Origin of the sequence: Achromobacter sp. HZ01 (genome assembly GCF_003267925.1) — a bacterium.
GTDB classification, from domain to species: Bacteria; Pseudomonadota; Gammaproteobacteria; order Burkholderiales; family Burkholderiaceae_B; genus Achromobacter; species Achromobacter pulmonis_A.
Genome location: NZ_LWKV01000001.1, coordinates 253,795 through 272,888 on the forward strand (window position 1 = coordinate 253,795; position 19,094 = coordinate 272,888).

Here is a 19,094-nt window from a genome sequence, read left to right on the forward strand (position 1 = left end):
ATCCTACGCGCTGCACCCATCCACGCGCCTGGGCCGACACCCTTTAATCCAGCACCCCGAGAATCACGCTCGAAGCCTTGAAGATCGCCACCGCGTCCGCGCCGACGTCCAGCCCCAGGTCCTTGGCGCTTTCGTTGGTGACGATGGCCGCCAGCGTGACCCCGCCCTCCAGCGCAATCAGGATCTCGCTGTTGACCGCGCCCGGATGCAGCGCCGAGATCGTGCCCGGCAGCTGGTTGCGCGCCGACAGGCGCAGGCCCGGTCCGGGCGCGCCGACGATGACCGACGAGGCCTTGATCAGCGCGATCGCCTCCTTGCCCACGGCCAGGTCCAGTTCCTGCGTGCTTTCGCGGGTGATGGTGGCGGTGATGGCCTGGCCGCCGGCGATGCGCAGCACGATCTCGTCGTTGACGGCGCCGGCGCGCACCTGGATGACGGTGCCCAACAGCTTGTTGCGCGCGCTGGTCTTGAGCATGAAGCGCCTCATGAGGTCGATGTCGCCGCTGGCGTCCAGGCCGGCGCGGGTCAGGTTTTCCATGAACTTGCGGTGTTCCGCCTCCAGCGCCCGGAAGGTCGCGATCAGGCGGCGGGCGCGGTCGGTGAGGCGGGTGCCGCCGCCGCCCTTGCCGCCGGCCGCGCGGATCACCAGCGGTTCGCCGGCCAGGTTGTTCATGGCGTCGATGGCGTCCCAGGCGCCCTTGTAGCTCATGCCCACGGCGCGCGCGGCGTTGGTGATCGAGCCGGTGGCGTCGATCTGCGCCAGCAGGTCTATGCGGTTTTTTCCGCCCCAGGTCTGGGCGCCGGAACGAAACCAGATCGAGCCGTCGAGTTCCAACATCGGTAGCGGGCCTGTGCGGTGTGTAGACAGGCGCAGAGTGTACTGGACGGCGCGCGGCGCGGGCACGGTGAGAATGAGATTCTGTTGATATTTCGCGGGCTTCGCGGCACTATGTTTGCGCCTTGGGCTCTCGGAGAAAACGACATGAAAGCGTTGAAATGGCTGGCGGCGGGTTCCATGACGGGGTTGTTGGCGGCCTGCGCCTCGGGCCCCACGGTGAAAGGCGACTACGACCACCAGGCCGATTTCGCCCAGTACCGCACGTTCGGTTTCATGACGCCGCTGGGCACAGACCGGGCCGGCTACAGCACGCTGCTGACCGAGCGGCTCAAGAACGCCACGCGCAGCCAGATGGAGATGCGCGGCTACACCTATAGCGCCTCCAGTCCCGACCTGCTGGTCAACTTCGGCGCCAAGATGCAGCAGAAGACGCAGGTCACCCCGGCCGCCCCGATGGGGCCGTACTACGGCTACCGCGCTGGCTTCTACGGCGGCTGGCCCGGCTATGGCTGGGGCGAGGACGTCTATCAATATACTGAGGGCACCTTGAACATCGACCTGGTCGACGCGCGCCGCAGGCAGCTGGTGTGGGAAGGCGTGGCGGTGGGAGAGGTGCAGGACCCGGACAGCACCGGCTCCCCCCAGAAGGTGGACCAGGTCGTCGCCGAGATCTTCGCCAAGTATCCGTTCCGCGCCGGCGTGGCCGCGCCGCAGGTGCCGGACAAGCAGAGCAAACCCTAGCAGCAAGGAATTCCCGCATGAGCGCACGCCGCAAGGCACAGTCCAGGAACACCGGCGATACGCCGCCCTACGAAGTCGTCGCCCTGGTGCTGCAGGGCGGCGGCGCTCTCGGCGCCTACCAGGCCGGGGTCTACGAGGGGCTGCACGAGGCGGGCATCCGGCCCAACTGGATCTCGGGGATCTCCATCGGTTCCATCAATGCGGCCATCATCGCCGGCTCGCCCGAGGACGAGCGCGTGGAGCGGCTGCGCGGCTTCTGGGAAAGCATCTGCCGCCCGGCCGGTTTCGCCGCGCTGCCCTGGGGCGAGACGCTGGCGCAGATGTTCGCCGGCGTGCCGTTCGGCTTCGGCTCGCCGGTGCTGAACGGGCAGATATCGGCGATGCAGGCCCTGTTCTCCGGGCAGCCGGGGTTTTTCAAGCCGCGCGTGCCGCCGCCGTATCTGGTGCGCGGGCAGGGCGCGGCCTCCACCAGTTTCTACGACACCACGCCGCTGGCCGCGACGTTGCGGCAATTCGTGGATTTCGATCTGCTCAACAGCGGGGCGGTGCGCGCCAGCTTCGGCGCGGTCAACGTGCGCAGCGGCAACTTCGCCTATTTCGACAGCCTCAAGCACAAGCTGGAACCCGAGCACATCATGGCCTCGGGCGCCTTGCCGCCGGGTTTTCCGGCGGTCGAAATCGACGGCCAGCATTATTGGGACGGCGGCCTCGTCTCGAATACGCCGCTGGCGCAGGTGCTGACCACCGAGACCATGCGCGACACCCTGGCGTTCCAGGTCGATCTATGGCCGGCGCGCGGCAATTTGCCGGCCTCGCTGGAAGACGTGGCCGAGCGCCAGAAGGACATCCAGTATTCGAGCCGGACCCGCCTGGTCACCGACCAGCTGCGGCGCGTGCTGAAACTGCGCCACGGGCTGCAGCGGCTGCTCGAGCGCCTGCCCGAGGCCGAGCGCAACGCCGCCGACCTGGCGGAATTGCGCAAGCTCTCGCATACGCCGGCCACCAATATCGTCAACTTGATATACGAATCCAAGCACGAAGAGCGATTTTCCAAGGATTATGAATTCGGCACCGAGGCCATGCGCGAGCACTGGGAAGCGGGGCTGGCCGATATACGCCATACCCTCGCCAAGCCCGGCATCCTGGACCGGCCCACCGAGAACAGTTGCTTCGTGACCCACGACATACACCGCAATGGCACGCGCACCTGAGGGCGCAGATTGTTGATTCCATGCCGCAAACCGGCGCGCGCGGGCGATTTTGCGAGATGAAAATCCGTGGTTTCCCCGATAACTGAGTTACATTAACGGGCTATTCAAACACCTTGATGACGAATGCGTTATTTTGACCGCGGGCAAAAGTCGCGGAAAAATAACGCGCTTGCTTGTCGCGACTACGGATACCTACGCGGGGGTTTCAATGCGGTTTTCGCCTAAACGTGTTTCGAGGCTGGCTTTTTCGGGCGGCGTCCTCGCGCTGATATTGGCGGGTTGCGGCGAAAAGCCGCATATGAATCCAGGCATGCCGCAGGTAAGCGTCATCACGATCCAGCCGCAGCGCGCGCCCATCGTGTCGGAGCTGCCGGGCCGGGTCGACGCCGTGCGCGATGCGCAGATCCGTTCGCGGGTCACCGGCATCGTGCAGAAGATCACCTTCGAGCAGGGCGGCGACGTCAAGGAAAACCAGCTGCTGTTCAAGATCGACCCGGCGCCCTACAAGGCCGCCTACGATCAGGCCACCGCGCAGCTCAAGCAGGCGCAGGCCAACCTGTTCAGCGCCAAGCTGCTGGCCGACCGCTACGCGCCGCTGGTCAAGGCCAACGCCGTCAGCAAGCAGGAATACGACAACGCCGTGGCTTCGTACCGCCAGGCCGACGCCGCGGTCGCCGCTGCCAAGGCGGCGCAGGACAATGCCGCCATCAACCTGGGCTACACCGACGTCACCTCGCCCATCACGGGCCGCATCGGCAAGCCGCTGGTCACCGAGGGCGCGCTGGTCGAGGCCACGTCCGCCACGCAGATGGCCATCGTGCAGCAGCTCGACCCGATCTACGTGGACTTCACCCAGTCCACCGCGGAACTGGCGTCGCTGCGCCGCGCCTTCGCCAGCGGCAAGCTGCAGCAGGTCGGCAAGGACATGGCGCGCGCCACCATCGTGCTGGAAGACGGCACCGAGTACGACCATCCCGGCAAGCTGCTGTTCACCGGCATCACCGTGGACCCGTCCACCGGCCAGGTCAACCTGCGCGCCGAAGTGCCCAACCCCGACGGCATCCTGCTGCCCGGCATGTACGTGCGCGTGCGGCTGGAGCAGGGCGTCGACGACAAGGCGCTGATGGTGCCGCAGCAGTCGCTGCAGCGCACGGCCGACGGCATGCAGAGCCTGATGCTGGTCAAGGACAACAAGATCGAGCAGGTGCCGGTGACCACCGGCGGCGCCATCAAGAACCAATGGGTCGTCACCAGCGGCCTGAAGGCCGGCGACGTGGTGGTCGTGGAAGGCTTCCAGAAGGTCCGCCCGGGCGCGCCGGTCAAGGCCAGCCCCTGGACCAAGCAGCAGGGCGCGGCGCCCGCGCCGGGCGCCCAGCCCGCCGCAGCGCCGGAAGCCAAGCCCGAAGCCAAGCCGGACGCCAAGCCGGACGCCAAGCCGGCCGAGCCCGCAGGCCAGAAATCTTAAGCGGCACGCGGCGCTTGCGCCGCGTTCCTCTTTCGTGAGCATCGCTTTCAGAGTCAGCCCACATGCCGCAATTTTTTATCGATAGACCGATTTTCGCCTGGGTAGTCGCCCTGTTCATCCTGCTGGCCGGGATACTGGCCATCCCGAACATGCCGGTTTCGCAGTATCCGGACGTGGCGCCGCCGGCGATCACCATCACGGCCACCTATCCGGGCGCCTCGGCCAATGAAGTGGCCGAGCAGGTCACCAGTATCATCGAGGACCAGCTCAACGGCGCCAAGGGCCTGATCTACTACGAGTCGGTCAGCGACTCGTACGGCACTTCGACCATCACCGCCACCTTCCGGCCCGGCACCAACCCCGACCTGGCGCAGGTGGACGTGCAGAACCGCGTGTCCAACGTGGTCGCGCAGCTGCCGACCGCCGTGCAGCAGCAGGGCCTGCAATACGAGCAGACCAGCACGGGCTTCCTGATGGTGGCGGCGGTGTCGTCCACCGACGGCTCGCTGGACCAGACCGCGCTGGCCGACTACATCACCCGCAACATCAAGAACCCGGTGTCGCGCGTGCCCGGCGTGGGCCAGTTCCAGCTGTTCGCCGCCCCGCGCGCCATGCGCGTCTGGGTGGACCCGGCCAAGCTGGTGGGCTTCAACCTGAGCATGTCGCAGGTCAACCAGGCCATCGCCAGCCAGAACGTGGTGATTTCGGGCGGCAGCATCGGCGCGCCGCCCAATCCGGATTCGCAGCGCATCACCGCCACGGTCACGGCCAACGGCCAGCTGAGCACGGTCGAGGGCTTCGGCCAGATCGTGCTGCGCGCCAACACCGACGGCTCCAAGGTGCTGCTGCGCGACGTCGCCCGCATCGAGGTCGGCGCCGACAACTACCAGTTCGGCGCCCGCCTGAACGGCAAGCCCACGGCGGCCTTCGCCATCGTGCTGTCGCCGGACGCCAACGCGCTGGCCACCGCGCAGGGCGTGCGCCAGCAGATGGAAGAACTGTCCAAGTACTTCCCCGGCAACATCACCTATTCCATCCCGTACGACACCGCGCCCTACGTGAAGGTGTCCATCGAGCAGGTGGTCCACACCCTGGTCGAGGCCATGGTGCTGGTGTTCCTGGTGATGTACCTGTTCCTGCAGAACGTGCGCTACACCCTGATCCCGGCGCTGGTGGTGCCGGTGGCCATGCTGGGGGCGTTCGCGGTGATGCTGGCGCTGGGCTTCTCCATCAACGTGCTGACCATGTTCGCGATGGTGCTGGCCATCGGCATTCTGGTGGACGACGCCATCGTGGTGGTCGAGAACGTCGAGCGGATCATGGCGACCGAAGGGCTGCCGCCCAAGGAAGCGACCAAGAAAGCCATGCCGCAGATCAGCGGGGCCATTATCGGCATCACGTTGGTGCTGGTGACCGTGTTCCTGCCGCTGGCCTTCATGAGCGGTTCGGTGGGCGTGATCTACCGCCAGTTCTCCGTGGCCATGGCCGTGTCGATCTTCTTCTCGGCGCTTTTGGCGCTGACCTTCACGCCGGCGCTGTGCGCCACCATTCTCAAGCCGGTGCCCAAGGGCCACCACAACGAGAAGAAGGGCTTCTTCGGCTGGTTCAACCGCAAGTTCGACGCCACCACCCACGGCTACCAGAACTGGGTGTCGCGCATCCTGCACCGCGGCGGGCGCATGATGCTGGTGTTCGCGCTGCTGGTGGTGCTGCTGGGCTGGCTGTACCTGCGCCTGCCTTCGTCCTTCCTGCCCGAGGAAGACCAGGGCTACGTGGTCAGCAACATCGAGCTGCCTACCGGCGCCACCGCCAACCGCACGGTCGAGGTGATCGAACAGGTCGAGAAATACTTCTCCGAGGTGCCGGCCGTCGAGAACGTGATCGCGGTGCAGGGCTACAGCTTCAACGGCAACGGCCTGAACGCCGCCATCGCCTTCGTCACGCTCAAGGACTTCGCCGAGCGCAAGGAGCGCCAGGATTCCGCCGGCGCGATCGCGTTCAAGGCCTTCGAGACGCAGCTGATGGGCATCCACGACGCGCAGGTGTTCACCCTGGTGCCGCCGGCCATCTCGTCGCTGGGCAACGCCACCGGCTTCGACTTCCGCCTGCAGGACCGCGCGGCGGCGGGTTCGGCCGCGCTGGCCGCGGCCACCGGCCAGCTGATGGGCGAGGCCATGAAGAGCCCGGTGCTGTCGCAGGTGCGCATCACCGGCCTGGGCGCCGGCACGCAGCTGAACCTGACGATCGACCGGGACAAGGCGGCCGCGCTGGGCGTGGACTTCAACGAGGCCGCCTCGTTGATCTCCACGGCGGTGGGCTCAGCCTACCTGAGCAAGTTCCCCAACATGGGCCGGATGCAGAACATCTGGGTGCAGGCCGACGCGCCATACCGCATGCAGCTCAACGACGTGCTGCAGCTCAACGCGCGCAACGCCCAGGGCGGCATGGTGCCGCTGTCGACCTTCGTCAAGGCCGAATGGCAGCAGGGTCCGGTGCAGGTGGTGCGCTACAACAGCTACGAGTCCATGCGCATCAGCGGCGACGCGGCGCCGGGCTACACCACCGGCGAGGCCATGGCCGAGATGGAACGCCTGGTCGGGCTGCTGCCGCAGGGCTTCGGCTTCGAGTGGAACGGCCTGTCCTACCAGGAACGCCAGGCCGGCAACCAGGCCCCCATCCTGATGGGCCTGTCGCTGCTGGTCGTGTTCCTGGTGCTGGCGGCGCTGTATGAAAGCTGGGCGATCCCGCTGTCGGTGATGCTGGTGGTGCCGCTGGGCATGCTGGGCGCCGTGGCGCTGATCAGCGCGCTGGGCATGTCCAACGACGTGTACTTCCAGGTGGGCATGGTGACCGTGATCGGCCTGGCGGCCAAGAACGCCATCCTGATCGTGGAGTTCGCCAAGGACCAGTACGCCCGCGGCATGGGGCTGTACGAGTCCGCGGTGGAAGCCGCCAGGCTGCGTTTCCGCCCCATCCTGATGACCTCGCTGGCCTTCATCCTGGGCGTGGTCCCGCTGGCGATGGCGACCGGCGCGGGCGCGGCCAGCCAGCGCGCGGTGGGCCTGGGCGTGCTGGGCGGCATGCTCGCCGCCACGCCGTTCGCCGTGATTTTCGTGCCGACCTTCTTCGTGGTGGTGCTGGGCCTGTTCAAGACCCGCCCGCGCCTGCTGGGCGCCGAACTGCGCGCCTTCGAGGAAGAGCAGGCCGCCAGGAAGGCTGCCGGCGAGTCCGCGCAGGAACCCGCACAACCCAATGGTGGCCCGGAGGGCAAGCAATGATGGCCCTGAAGTTCAGACAGACCGCCTTGTCCGCCTGCGTGGCGGTGGCGTTGGCCGGCTGCTCGCTGGCGCCCGACTACAAGCGTCCCGATCCCCCGGTGTCGGGCCTGTGGCCCGACCAGCCCAAGGTGCAGTACGGCGGCTACGCCAAGCCCACCACGCTGGGCACCCAGCCGTCGACCGGGGTGATGCCGCAGGACGGCACGCCCGCGGCCGACCTGGGCTGGCGCGAATTCTTCCGCGATCCGCGCCTGCAAAGCCTGATCGAACTGGCGCTGGTCAACAACCGCGACCTGCGCGTGGCGGTGCAGCGCGTCGAAGAAGCCCGCGCCCAGTACGGCATCCAGCGCGGCGCGCAATGGCCCAGCATCGGCGCCGGCATCCAGGGCCAGCGCCAGCACCTGCCCGAAAACATGCGCATGCCGGGCGCCGGCTCGATCAGCAGCTCCTACCAGGCCGGCATCGGCCTGACGACCTTCGAGATCGACCTGTTCGGCCGCCTGCGCAACCTGTCCGAGGCCGCCTATCAGCAATACCTGTCGACCGAACAGGCGCAGAAAAGCGTGCACATCACGCTGGTGGGCGCGGTCGCCCAGTCGTATTTCAACCTGCGCGCCGCCGAGGTCCAGCTGGACCTGACGCAGCGCACGCTGGCCTCGCGCCAGGAGTCCTATGACCTGGTCAAGCGCCGCTTCGACGGCGGCGTGGCCTCGGAACTGGACCTGAACCAGTCCAAGTCGCTGCTGGATTCGGCCTCGGCCGACCTGGCGCAGCTGGCGCGCGCCCAGGCCCAGGCGACCAACGCCCTGGTGCTGCTGGTGGGCACGCCGCTGCCGCAGGACCTGCCGGCGCCGGCCACGTTCGGCCGCGACCAGCTGCTGGCCACGGTGCCGGCCGGCCTGCCGTCCGACCTGCTGGAGCGCCGCCCCGACATCGTCGCCGCGGAGAACCAGCTGAAGGCCGCCAACGCCAATATCGGCGCGGCGCGCGCGGCGTTCTTCCCGACCATCTCGCTGACCGGCCTGCTGGGCGTGGCCAGCCCGTCGCTGGGCGATCTGTTCAAGGGCGGGCAGGGGTACTGGAGCTTCTCGCCCTCGATCACCACGCCGCTGTTCGCCGGCGGCAGCATCCGCGAAGGGCTGAACCTGGCCAAGGCGCGCGACAATATCGCCGTGGCGCAGTACGAGCAGACCATCCAGCAGGCGTTCCGCGAAGTCTCGGACGCGCTGGCGGGCGAGGCCACCTATTCCGCCCAGCTCGACGCCCAGCGCGCGTTGCAGACCGCGTCGGCGCGCACCCTGGAACTGTCGAATCTGCGCTATACCAATGGTATCGACAGCTACCTGCAGGTGCAGACCGCGCAGGTGGACTTTTTCAATGCCCAGCTCGCGCTGGTCCAGACCGGCCTTGCGGCGCTGATCAACCGCGTGGAACTGTACAAGGCCCTGGGCGGCGGCTGGGAAGCAACGACGAAAGTGCAATGATAGAACTTGGTGTAAACATCGATCACGTCGCCACGCTGCGGCAGCAGCGCCACACGGCCTATCCCGACCCGGTGGCCGCCGCGCTGCGCGCCGAGGACGCCGGCGCCGACCTGATCACGCTGCATCTGCGCGAAGACCGGCGCCACATCCAGGACGCCGACGTCTACGCCATCCGGCCGCAGCTGCGCACGCGCATGAACCTGGAATGCGCGGTCACGCCCGAAATGCTGGAGATCGCCTGCGCGGTCAAGCCCGACGACGTCTGCCTGGTGCCCGAAAAGCGCACCGAGCTCACCACCGAGGGCGGGCTGGAAGTGGCCGGCGCCTTGGGCCCGGTGTCCGACGCCGTGGCGCTGCTCTCCGAAGCCGGCATCCGCGTCTCGCTTTTCATCGATCCGGACCCGGTCCAGATCGAGGCCGCGGCCAAGGCCGGCGCGCCGGTGATCGAACTGCATACCGGCGCCTACGCCGAAGCCGAAGGCCAGGCCGCCGAGTCCGAGCTGCAACGCCTGCGCGTGGCGCTGGCCGAGGGGCTGCGCCACGGCCTGCGCGTGAACGCCGGCCACGGCCTGCACTACGGCAACGTCGCGCCGGTGGCCGCGCTGGACGGCATCTCCGAGCTCAATATCGGCCACGCCATCGTGGCGCAGGCGGTGTTCGACGGCTGGGAGAAGGCCGTGCGCGACATGAAGGCGCTGATGGTGCAGGCCCGCCTGCAGGCGCTGCGCGGGCGCTGAGCCCCGGCTTCGCATGGCTGCTCCCGCTCCCGCTCCCGCAGGCGCCATCGCCGGCATCGGCATGGACCTGCTGCGCATCGACCGCATCGAGCGCGCGCTGGCGCGCCACGGCGACCGCTTCGCCGAAAAAATCCTGGGCGCCGAGGAATTGCAGAAATTCCACGCCCGCCGCGCGCGCGATCCGGCGCGCGGCCTGCGTTTTCTGGCCACGCGTTTCGCGGCCAAGGAAGCGTTTTCCAAGGCGATCGGCCTGGGCATGCGCATGCCCATGACCTGGCGGCGCGTGCAGACGCTGAACGCGCCCGGCGGACGTCCGGTGCTGGTGATCGCGCCCGAATTGCAGGACTGGTATGCGCAGCGCTTCGGCGCCGCCCATGTTTCCATTACCGACGAATCCGACATGGCCGCCGCCTACGTGGTGGTCGAACGCAAGCCCTGATTCCGGCTTCGCCGGCCGGCTTGCCGGACACAGACAGAAGGACAGCCTGACATGGCCAAGAAAAAATCCAGCAAGACGCTGCCGCCCGGCCCCGTGATGGTCGACGTGGCGGGCTACTCGCTGACCAAGGAAGAAAAGCAGCGCCTGCGCCACCCGCTGGTGGGCGGCGTGATCCTGTTCGCGCGCAATTTCGAGAACCGCCGCCAGCTCACCAAGCTGACGCGCCAGATCCACAAGGCCCGCAAGGAACCGCTGCTGATCCTGGTGGACCACGAGGGCGGGCGCGTGCAGCGCTTCCGCGAGGACGGCTTCACGCCGCTGCCGCCGATGCGCGAGCTGGGCGCGCTGTGGGAGCGCGACCCGCTCATGGCCATGCGCCTGGCGACCGAGGCCGGCTACGTGCTGGCCGCCGAGCTGCGCGCCTGCGGCGTGGACATGAGCTTCACGCCGGTGCTGGACCTGGACTACGGCGTGAGCAAGGTGATCGGCAACCGCGCCTTCCACCGCGATCCGCGCGTGGTGGCCATGCTCTCGCGCGCGCTGATCCAGGGCCTGCAGCTGGCCGGCATGTCGGCCTGCGGCAAGCATTTCCCCGGCCACGGATTCGTCGAGGCCGATTCGCACCACGAGATTCCCGTGGACGACCGCCCGCTGGAACGCATCCTGGAAGAGGACGCCGCGCCGTACGCCTGGCTGGGCGACGCCGTGCTGCCCTCGGTGATGCCCGCCCACGTGATCTATCCCAAGGTCGATTCCCAGCCGGCCGGCTTTTCGCGGCGCTGGGTGCAGGACATTCTGCGCAAGCGCCTGGCCTATGATGGCGTGGTGTTCTCCGACGACCTGACCATGGAAGGCGCTGCGGTGGCCGGCGACATCCTGGCCCGCGCCCAGGCCGCGCTGGGCGCCGGCTGCGATATGGTGCTGGTGTGCAACCGGCCCGACCTGGCCGACGACCTGCTGGCGCGCCTGGAATTCGAGCATCCGCCCGAATCCGTGGCCCGGATCCGCCGCCTGATGCCGCGCTACGCGGCGCCGGACTGGGACGCCCTGCAGGCCGAAACCCGTTACCAGAATGCCCGACGACTTCAATCTCAAATCGTTCCTGGCTGACCTGCCGCATCTGCCGGGCGTGTACCGGCACCTGGATGCGGCCGGGGAGGTCATGTATGTCGGCAAGGCGCGCGACCTGAAAAAGCGCGTCTCGTCGTATTTCCAGAAGAACCTGGCCAGCCCGCGCATCGCCCAGATGGTGGCGAAGGTGGCGCGGCTGGAGGTCACCGTCACGCGCTCGGAGGCCGAGGCGCTGATCCTGGAAAACAACCTCATCAAGAGCCTGAAGCCGCGCTACAACATCCTGTTTCGCGATGACAAGTCGTATCCGTACCTGCTGATCACCGGCCATGCCTGGCCGCGCATCGCCTACTACCGCGGCGCCACCAACAAGCGCGGCCAGTTTTTCGGCCCGTTCCCCAACGCCTGGGCGGTGCGCGAAACCATACAGATCCTGCAGAAAGTCTTCCGCCTGCGCACCTGCGAGGACACGGTTTTCGCCAACCGTTCGCGGCCCTGCCTGCTGCACCAGATCGGCCGCTGCTCGGCGCCCTGCGTGGGCGCGATCGAGGCCGCGGAATACGAACGCGACGTGCAGCGCGCCGTGCGCTTCCTGAACGGCGAAGCCAAGGACGTGATGGGCGAGATCGAAAGCCGCATGCTGCAGGCCTCCAGCGAACTGCGCTTCGAGGAGGCCGCGGCGCTGCGCGACCAGATGGGGTCGCTGGCGCGCGTGCTGCACCAGCAGACCATGGAAAACGTCAGCGGCGAGGACACCGACATCATCGCGGTGGCCATCGCCGGCGGCAAGGTCTGCGTGAATCTCGCGATGGTGCGCGGCGGCCGCCACCTGGGCGACAAGCCTTTCTTTCCCTCGCACGCCGAGGGCGAGGCCGCGCCCCAGGTGCTGGAGGCCTTCGTGGCCCAGCACTACACCGACAACGTCATGCCGCCCGTGCTGGTGTGTTCGCACGCGCTGCCGGACGCCGGCCTGATCGAACTGCTGATGGAGCAGGCCGGCGGACGGCCCGCCAGGGTGCTGACCCGGCCGCAAGGCACGCGCCGCGCCTGGCTGGAGCAGGCCGGCAAGAACGCCGAGATGGCCCTGGCGCGCGCGCTCACCGAATCCGGCGCGCGCGCGGCGCGCACGCTGGCGCTGGCCGAGGCGCTGGACCTGGACACCGACGAGGCCGCGCTGGACGCGCTGCGCATCGAGTGCTTCGACATCAGCCATACCGCCGGCGAGGCGACGCAGGCCTCCTGCGTGGTGTTCGAGCACCACGACATGCAGCCCTCGCTGTACCGCCGCTACAACATCGCCGGCATCACGCCGGGCGACGACTACGCCGCCATGCGCCAGGTGCTGACCCGCCGCTTCGCCAAGGTCGCCGACGGCGAGGCGCCGATGCCCGGCCTGGTGCTGATCGACGGCGGCAAGGGCCAGGTCGAGGTGGCGCGCAAGGTGTTCGCGGAACTGGGCCTGGACATCCAGACCCTGGTGGGCGTGGCCAAGGGCGAGGGCCGCAAGGTCGGCCTGGAAACCCTGGTCTTCGCCGACGAACGCCCGCCCGTCGCCCTGGGCGGCGAATCCGCGGCCCTGATGCTGATCGCCCAGGTCCGCGACGAAGCCCACCGCTTCGCCATCACCGGCATGCGCGCGCGCCGCGCCAAGGCGCGCAATGTCTCGCGCCTGGAAGAAATAGAAGGCGTAGGCGCCCGCCGCCGCCAGCGCCTGCTGGCCCGCTTCGGCGGCTTCTCCGGCGTGGCGTCGGCCAGCATAGAAGACCTGGCCTCGGTAGACGGCATCTCCTACGACCTAGCGATAAGAATCTATGAAGCCTTGCGTTAACCCCACAACGCTAAACTCCAAGCCCCCGACCTAGCCAAAGAACCCCACCCCCCGCAAGCAACCGCCGCCCCACAATCCAGGCCGCACAGATCCGGCTCCGCCGGTCTGTAGCGGCGCCCCCCTGGGGGGAAGCGCCGCAGGCGCTTCGGGGGGGTCTTGCTGTAGCATACGAACACTATGCCAATTAACGTACCCATTATCCTGACATGGCTGCGTATCGCCATGATCCCGCTGGTGGTCGGGCTGTTCTACCTGCCCGATAGCTGGATGTCCGTGCCCACGCGCGATACGCTCGCGGCCTGGGCCTTCATCATCGCGGCCCTGACCGACTGGTTCGACGGCTGGCTGGCCCGCCGCTGGAACCAGACTTCCGCGTTCGGCGCCTTCCTGGACCCGGTGGCCGACAAGCTCATGGTCTGCGCCGCGCTGATCGTGCTGCTGGACCTGAGCCGGGTGGACGCCTTCATCTCGCTCATCATCATCGGCCGGGAAATCACCATTTCCGCGCTGCGCGAATGGATGGCCAAGATCGGCGCCAGCGCCAGCGTGGCGGTGCACCGCCTGGGCAAGTTCAAGACCGCCGCGCAGATGGTGGCGATTCCCTGTCTGCTGTACAACCAGCCGATCTACGGCATCGACGCCAAGCTGCTGGGCGACGTGCTGATCGTCATCGCCGCGGTCCTGACCGTTTGGTCTATGCTGTATTACCTGCAGCGCGCCTGGCCCGCGATCCGCGAAAAGGCCATGTAGCGGCCGGGCCCGTCACGGCCCTGAACCTCAACCAGAATCCGACGCCGGGCCCATGCCGGACGTCGGCCGGAGACAACCCGCGCGGCGCCCCGGGCGCTGCGCACTTTGCCGCTATCGGCGGCCTTTTGCGATGAATACCGCTGCGAATACCCTGGCCGTGGACGCCGCCGTCCGCCGGCGCGACTGGAAAATCATTCTGCTGATCGGGGTGGCCCATGCCTCCTCGCACTTTTTCCAGCTGGTGCTGCCCTCGCTGTACGTTTCGCTGGGCAATGAATTCGGGCTGGACTTCGCCCGCCTGGGGCTGCTGGTTTCCACCTTCTACGTGGTGTCGGGCATCGGCCAGGCCTCCTCGGGCTTCGTGGTCGACCGGGTCGGCGCGCGGCCGGTGCTGTGGTTCGGGCTGGCCTGCTTCGTGCTGTCGGGGCTGCTGATCGGCTCGGCCACGGGCTACGCCATGCTGGTCGCGGCCGCCGTCGTGGGCGGCGTCGGCAACTCGGTATTCCATCCGGCCGACTATTCCATCATCAATCACCGCATCACCGCGCCGCGGCTGGGCCACGCGTTTTCCACGCACGGGCTGACCGGCAACCTGGGCTGGGCGCTGACGCCGGTGTTCATGACCACCATCACGCTGCTGGCCGACTGGCGCGTCGCGGCCTACAGCGCGGCCGGCCTGGTCGCGCTGGTGCTGCTGCTGACCGTGCTGGGACGCGACCTGCTCGGCGGCCCCTTGCCGCATGCCGAACAGGGCGAGGCCGAACCGAAGCCCGCCGCCGGCAAGACCTCGCCCAAGCCGCAGGAAGGCGTGCTGACCACGCTGGCCACGCTGCTGTCCAAGCCGGCGTTGTGGGGCGCGTTCCTGTTCTTCGCCTGCACCTCTATCGCGCTGTCCTCGGTGCAGAACTACACCATCCCGCTGCTGGGCCAGTTGTACGACTTGTCCAAGGTCGCCGCCAGCTCGGCGCTGTCGGGCTATATGGTGGCTTCGGCCGTCGGCATGGCCGCGGGCGGCTTCCTGGTGTCGGCCAATCCGCGCACCGAGCGCACGGTAATGGTGGCGCTGATCCTGGCGGGCCTGACCCTGGTGGTGCTGGCGCTGGGCCTGGTGCCGGCCGTGCTGGCCGCGCCCGTGGTGGGCCTTGCCGGTTTCTGCTCCGGCGTGGCCGCGCCTTCGCGCGACATGCTGATCCGCCGCGTCACGCCCAAGGGCGCCACCGGCTCGGTCTACGGCCTGGTCTATTCCGGCATGGACGTGGGCTCGGCCCTGGGGCCCCTGGCCTTCGGCCTGCTGCTCGACGCCGGTCTGCGCCAGGGCCCGTGGGTCGGCGCCGGCGTGGCGTTCGCGGCCGCGGCCCTGCTGGCGCAGTGGATCGCGGTGCAGGCGCGCCGCGCCGAACCCGCCGCCGCCGGCGGAGCGGTGGCGCGCCCCTGAGCGCACGGCCGGCGCCCGCCGGCCGCCTCTTGACACGACGCAAAGCCCGCCCGGCTTCAGCCTGATGTAATGACCTTGCAGTCATAAAGGTCATTACCCAGGAGAAGCAAATGAAGAAGGCAAGCGTGTTGCTGGCAGCGGGGATCGCCTTGGGCGGCTGGAACGCCCTGGCTTCGGCGGCCTCGCAGGAACCGATACAGCCGGTGGAACCCGCCGTCGTCAAGGACCCCGCCAAGGTCGAACTCGGCAAGAAACTGTTCTTCGATCCGCGCCTGTCGCGGTCCGGCGCGATTTCCTGCAACTCCTGCCACAACCTGGGCATGGGCGGTTCGGACAACCTCAAGGCCTCCATCGGCCACCAGTGGCAGAAGGGCGGGATCAATTCGCCCACCGTGCTCAATTCCAGCCTGAACATCGCGCAGTTCTGGGACGGCCGCGCCAAGGACCTGCGCGAGCAGGCCGGCGGCCCCATCGCCAACCCCATGGAAATGGCGTCCACGCACGAACTGGCCATCCAGGTGCTGAGCTCGATTCCCGGCTACCGCGCCGAATTCAAGCAGGTTTTCGGCAAGGACGGCATCACCATCGAGGAAGTGACCGGCGCGCTGGCCGCGTTCGAGGAAACCCTGGTCACGCCCAACTCGCGCTTCGACCAATGGCTGCGCGGCGACAAGAAGGCGCTGACCGTGCGCGAGCTGGCCGGCTACGAACTCTTCAAGAACAGCGGCTGCGTCGCCTGCCACAACGGCGTGGCGGTGGGCGGCAACTCGTTCCAGAAGATGGGCCTGGTCATGCCATATCAGACCGAGAACAAGGCCGAGGGCAGGGCGGCGGTGACCGGCAAGGACGCCGACCGCTTCAACTTCAAGGTGCCCACGCTGCGCAACGTGGCGCTGACCTATCCGTACTTCCATGACGGCGAGGCCGCCACGCTGACCGAAGCCGTGGACATCATGGGCCGGCTCCAGCTGGGCCGCACCTTCACGCCCGACGAGAACGGGCAGATCGTGGCCTTCCTGAAGACGCTGACCGGCGACCAGCCGGCGATCCAGTACCCGATACTGCCGCCGTCGGCCGACGACACCCCGCGGCCCGAGCCCTTCGTGAAGTAAGGCCCGGGCCGGGGCAGGGCGGCGCTACTGGCGGACCGTGCGCAGGTCCGCCGGCGGCGCCGCCTCGAAATTGCTGCGCCACGGATTGATGTCCAGCCCGCCGCGGCGCGTGTAGCGCGCATACACGGTCAGCTGCTCGGGCCGGCAGGCCTGCATGATGTCGGTGAAAATCCGTTCCACACAATGTTCATGGAATTCCGCATGCTGGCGGAACGACACGATATAGCGCAGCAGCGATTCGCGGTCTATGGGCGCGCCGCGGTAGCGGATCTGCACGCTGGCCCAGTCGGGCTGGCCGGTCACCGGGCAGTTCGACTTGAGCAGGCGCGAAGCCAGCGTTTCCTCGACCGGATCGCCGGCGCGCGTGCGCAGCAGCTCGGGCGCCGGCTCGTACGTGTCGATCTCGATGTCCAGCTTGTCGATATAGATCCCGTCCAGCTCGCCCATCCGCAATTCGGAAAAGCGCTGCGGCAGGAAGAAGTCCAGCCCGACCGGCGCGCCGGCCGCGGCGCTGAGGTCGCGCTCCAGGCGGCCGCGCAAGGCGGCCGAATTGACCAGCCGGGTCTGGTTGAACGAATTCAGGTATAGCTTGAACGACTTGGACTCGATGATGTTGGGGCTGTCGGCCGGCACCGAGAACGTGGCCATGGCGATGCGCGGCTTGCCCTTGGCGTCCAGCCACGACAGCTCATAGGCGTTCCACAGGTCCACGCCCTTGAACGGCAGCTTGCCGTCGGCCAGGTTCAGGGCGGCGCGGTTGTGCGAGCGCGCGATGGGAAACAGCAGCGTCGGATCGTATTGCGAGACGTAGGACACGCTCTGGCCGAGCGGACCGTGGGACAAGGTCATGGCGGTATCTGGAAAGCAGGGGAATGGGCGTATTTTAGGCGCTCCGCGGTGCCTTATTTTTCGTATCGTGAAATGTAACCCTCGCCATGTGAAAGTGCCTGCTGCGCAGCAGCGTCAGTGCATTTCACAGATGACAATTGCGTTTCGTGATACGAAATTGAGTTTATAACTTATTGATTATATTGAATAATATTTTTTGTCTTGTATAAGACATATGCCTACCTTGCTCTGCAGCACGGGCTTAGACTTTCTCCAACGATTCAAGCAATGCAGGACCCCGAATCCAGAAGTCTTTCCCATCACTGACCAGGAGCATCACCATGAGCAACCGCGAAACCGAAATCCGCAATCTGCAGAAGGACTGGGCCGAGAATTCCCGCTGGCAAGGCATCAAGCGCGACTACAGCGCCGAAGACGTGATCCGCCTGCGCGGCTCCGTCGCCGTGGAGCACACGCTGGCCCGCCGCGGTTCGACCCGCCTGTGGGAACTCCTGCACAGCGAGCCCTTCGTCAATTCGCTGGGCGCCCTGACCGGCAACCAGGCCATGCAACAGGTCAAGGCCGGCCTGAAGGCCATCTACCTGTCCGGCTGGCAGGTCGCCGGCGACGCCAACCTGGCCGGCGAAATGTACCCCGACCAGTCCCTGTACCCCGCGAATTCGGTGCCGCAGGTCGTGCGCCGCATCAATAACTCGCTCACCCGCTGCGACCAGATCCAGTGGATGGAAGGCAAGAACCCGGGCGACGAGGGCTACATCGACTTCTTCGCGCCCATCGTGGCCGACGCCGAAGCCGGCTTCGGCGGCGTGCTCAACGCCTTCGAGCTGATGAAGGCCATGATCGAGGCCGGCGCCGCCGGCGTGCACTTCGAAGACCAGCTCGCCTCCGTGAAGAAGTGCGGCCACATGGGCGGCAAGGTCCTGGTGCCCACCCGCGAAGCCGTCTCCAAGCTGGTCTCGGCCCGCCTGGCCGCCGACACCATGGGCACGCCCACCGTGCTGCTGGCCCGCACCGACGCCGACGCCGCCGACCTGGTGACCAGCGACGTGGACGAGAACGACCGTCCCTTCATCACCGGCGAGCGCACCGTCGAAGGCTTCTTCCGCACCCGCGCCGGCATCGACCAGGCCATCTCGCGCGGCCTGGCCTATGCGCCCTACGCGGACCTGATCTGGTGCGAAACCTCGACGCCCAACCTGGAATACGCCCGCAAGTTCGCCGAGGCCATCCATCGCCAGTTCCCCGGCAAGCTGCTGGCCTACAACTGCTCGCCCTCGTTCAACTGGAAGAAGAACCTGGACGACGGCACCATCGCCAAGTTCCAGCGCGAACTGGGCGCCATGGGCTACAAGTTCCAGTTCATCACCCTGGCCGGCTTCCACGCCCTGAACTACGGCATGTTCGAACTGGCCCACGGCTACGCCCGCCGCCAGATGAGCGCCTTCGTCGAACTGCAGCAAAAGGAATTCGCCGCGGCCGAAATGGGCTTCACCGCCGTCAAGCACCAGCGCGAAGTGGGCACCGGCTACTTCGACGCCGTCACTCAGACCATCGAAGGCGGACAGTCGTCGACCACCGCGCTGACGGGCTCGACCGAGGAAGCCCAGTTCGAGCACGGCAAGGCTCAGAAGGCTGCGTAAGGGAGCGTTATTGGAAAGTTATGTGGTTGTAGTGCTGTTGTAGGGTGGATTTGGGTGCCTGCGGGCACCCTTTTTTTGTCTGCGGGGGCAGGCGGCACATCAGGGTGGGTAAAAAGCTCACGCATCGCAGGATTGCGCGGCGTTCATACGCTATTTTCACATCGTAGTTGACCAGGCCTGCGTTCCTGGAATGCGGCAGGCCTTGAGATCTCCAGA

At 67.3% G+C, this 19,094-nt stretch carries 15 protein-coding genes; 13 read left to right on the top strand and 2 right to left on the bottom strand.

Going from position 1 to position 19,094, the window contains the following annotated elements:
- Positions 1–43 precede the first annotated feature (43 nt).
- Positions 44–838, bottom strand: a complete 795-nt coding sequence (locus A6B37_RS01170; protein WP_111824671.1) for a TOBE domain-containing protein — start codon at positions 836–838, stop codon at positions 44–46.
- A 144-nt stretch (positions 839–982) separates the two neighbouring features.
- Between A6B37_RS01170 and A6B37_RS01175 the strand changes: the two genes are divergently transcribed.
- The 12 genes from A6B37_RS01175 to A6B37_RS01230 all read left to right on the top strand — a co-directional run bounded on the left by A6B37_RS01175 (position 983) and on the right by A6B37_RS01230 (position 16,389).
- Entirely contained in the window at positions 983–1,579 is a 597-nt protein-coding gene (locus tag A6B37_RS01175) for a DUF4136 domain-containing protein (RefSeq protein WP_102772370.1), read from the top strand.
- Positions 1,580–1,596: 17 nt separating this feature from the next.
- Complete coding sequence (locus A6B37_RS01180; RefSeq protein ID WP_111824672.1) at positions 1,597–2,790, top strand: patatin-like phospholipase family protein; 1,194 nt, start codon at positions 1,597–1,599, stop codon at positions 2,788–2,790.
- A 208-nt stretch (positions 2,791–2,998) separates the two neighbouring features.
- On the top strand, positions 2,999–4,255 hold the full coding sequence (locus A6B37_RS01185; RefSeq protein ID WP_111824673.1) for an efflux RND transporter periplasmic adaptor subunit: 1,257 nt from the start codon (positions 2,999–3,001) through the stop codon (positions 4,253–4,255).
- Between the two features lie 62 nt (positions 4,256–4,317).
- Positions 4,318–7,533, top strand: coding sequence for an efflux RND transporter permease subunit (locus tag A6B37_RS01190; protein WP_102772367.1), 3,216 nt, complete (start codon positions 4,318–4,320; stop codon positions 7,531–7,533).
- Complete coding sequence (locus A6B37_RS01195; RefSeq protein ID WP_111824674.1) at positions 7,530–9,017, top strand: efflux transporter outer membrane subunit; 1,488 nt, start codon at positions 7,530–7,532, stop codon at positions 9,015–9,017. The genes A6B37_RS01190 and A6B37_RS01195 overlap by 4 nt, the downstream gene beginning before the upstream one ends.
- On the top strand, positions 9,014–9,754 hold the full coding sequence (locus A6B37_RS01200) for a pyridoxine 5'-phosphate synthase (RefSeq protein WP_111824675.1): 741 nt from the start codon (positions 9,014–9,016) through the stop codon (positions 9,752–9,754). The genes A6B37_RS01195 and A6B37_RS01200 overlap by 4 nt, the downstream gene beginning before the upstream one ends.
- A gap of 13 nt (positions 9,755–9,767) precedes the next feature.
- Entirely contained in the window at positions 9,768–10,193 is a 426-nt protein-coding gene (acpS, locus tag A6B37_RS01205; protein WP_111824676.1) for a holo-ACP synthase, read from the top strand.
- 51 nt (positions 10,194–10,244) lie between these two features.
- Entirely contained in the window at positions 10,245–11,303 is a 1,059-nt protein-coding gene (nagZ, locus tag A6B37_RS01210) for a beta-N-acetylhexosaminidase (RefSeq protein ID WP_111824677.1), read from the top strand.
- The gene (uvrC, locus tag A6B37_RS01215; protein ID WP_111824678.1) at positions 11,266–13,092 is read left to right on the top strand and encodes an excinuclease ABC subunit UvrC; all 1,827 of its coding nucleotides are present in this window, start codon (positions 11,266–11,268) and stop codon (positions 13,090–13,092) included. The genes nagZ and uvrC overlap by 38 nt, the downstream gene beginning before the upstream one ends.
- 177 nt (positions 13,093–13,269) lie before the next feature.
- The gene (pgsA, locus tag A6B37_RS01220; RefSeq protein ID WP_102772361.1) at positions 13,270–13,842 is read left to right on the top strand and encodes a CDP-diacylglycerol--glycerol-3-phosphate 3-phosphatidyltransferase; all 573 of its coding nucleotides are present in this window, start codon (positions 13,270–13,272) and stop codon (positions 13,840–13,842) included.
- 130 nt (positions 13,843–13,972) lie between these two features.
- Positions 13,973–15,277 carry an MFS transporter gene (locus A6B37_RS01225; protein WP_111824679.1) on the top strand — a complete coding sequence of 435 codons (1,305 nt, stop codon included), beginning with the start codon at positions 13,973–13,975 and terminating at the stop codon, positions 15,275–15,277.
- Between the two features lie 110 nt (positions 15,278–15,387).
- The gene (locus tag A6B37_RS01230; RefSeq protein ID WP_102772359.1) at positions 15,388–16,389 is read left to right on the top strand and encodes a cytochrome-c peroxidase; all 1,002 of its coding nucleotides are present in this window, start codon (positions 15,388–15,390) and stop codon (positions 16,387–16,389) included.
- A 24-nt stretch (positions 16,390–16,413) separates the two neighbouring features.
- Here the strand turns inward: A6B37_RS01230 and queF are convergent, their stop codons facing one another.
- Complete coding sequence (gene queF, locus A6B37_RS01235; RefSeq protein ID WP_111824680.1) at positions 16,414–17,238, bottom strand: NADPH-dependent 7-cyano-7-deazaguanine reductase QueF; 825 nt, start codon at positions 17,236–17,238, stop codon at positions 16,414–16,416.
- A gap of 320 nt (positions 17,239–17,558) precedes the next feature.
- Between queF and aceA the strand changes: the two genes are divergently transcribed.
- On the top strand, positions 17,559–18,878 hold the full coding sequence (gene aceA, locus A6B37_RS01240; protein WP_102772357.1) for an isocitrate lyase: 1,320 nt from the start codon (positions 17,559–17,561) through the stop codon (positions 18,876–18,878).
- The last annotated feature ends 216 nt before the right edge of the window (positions 18,879–19,094 follow it).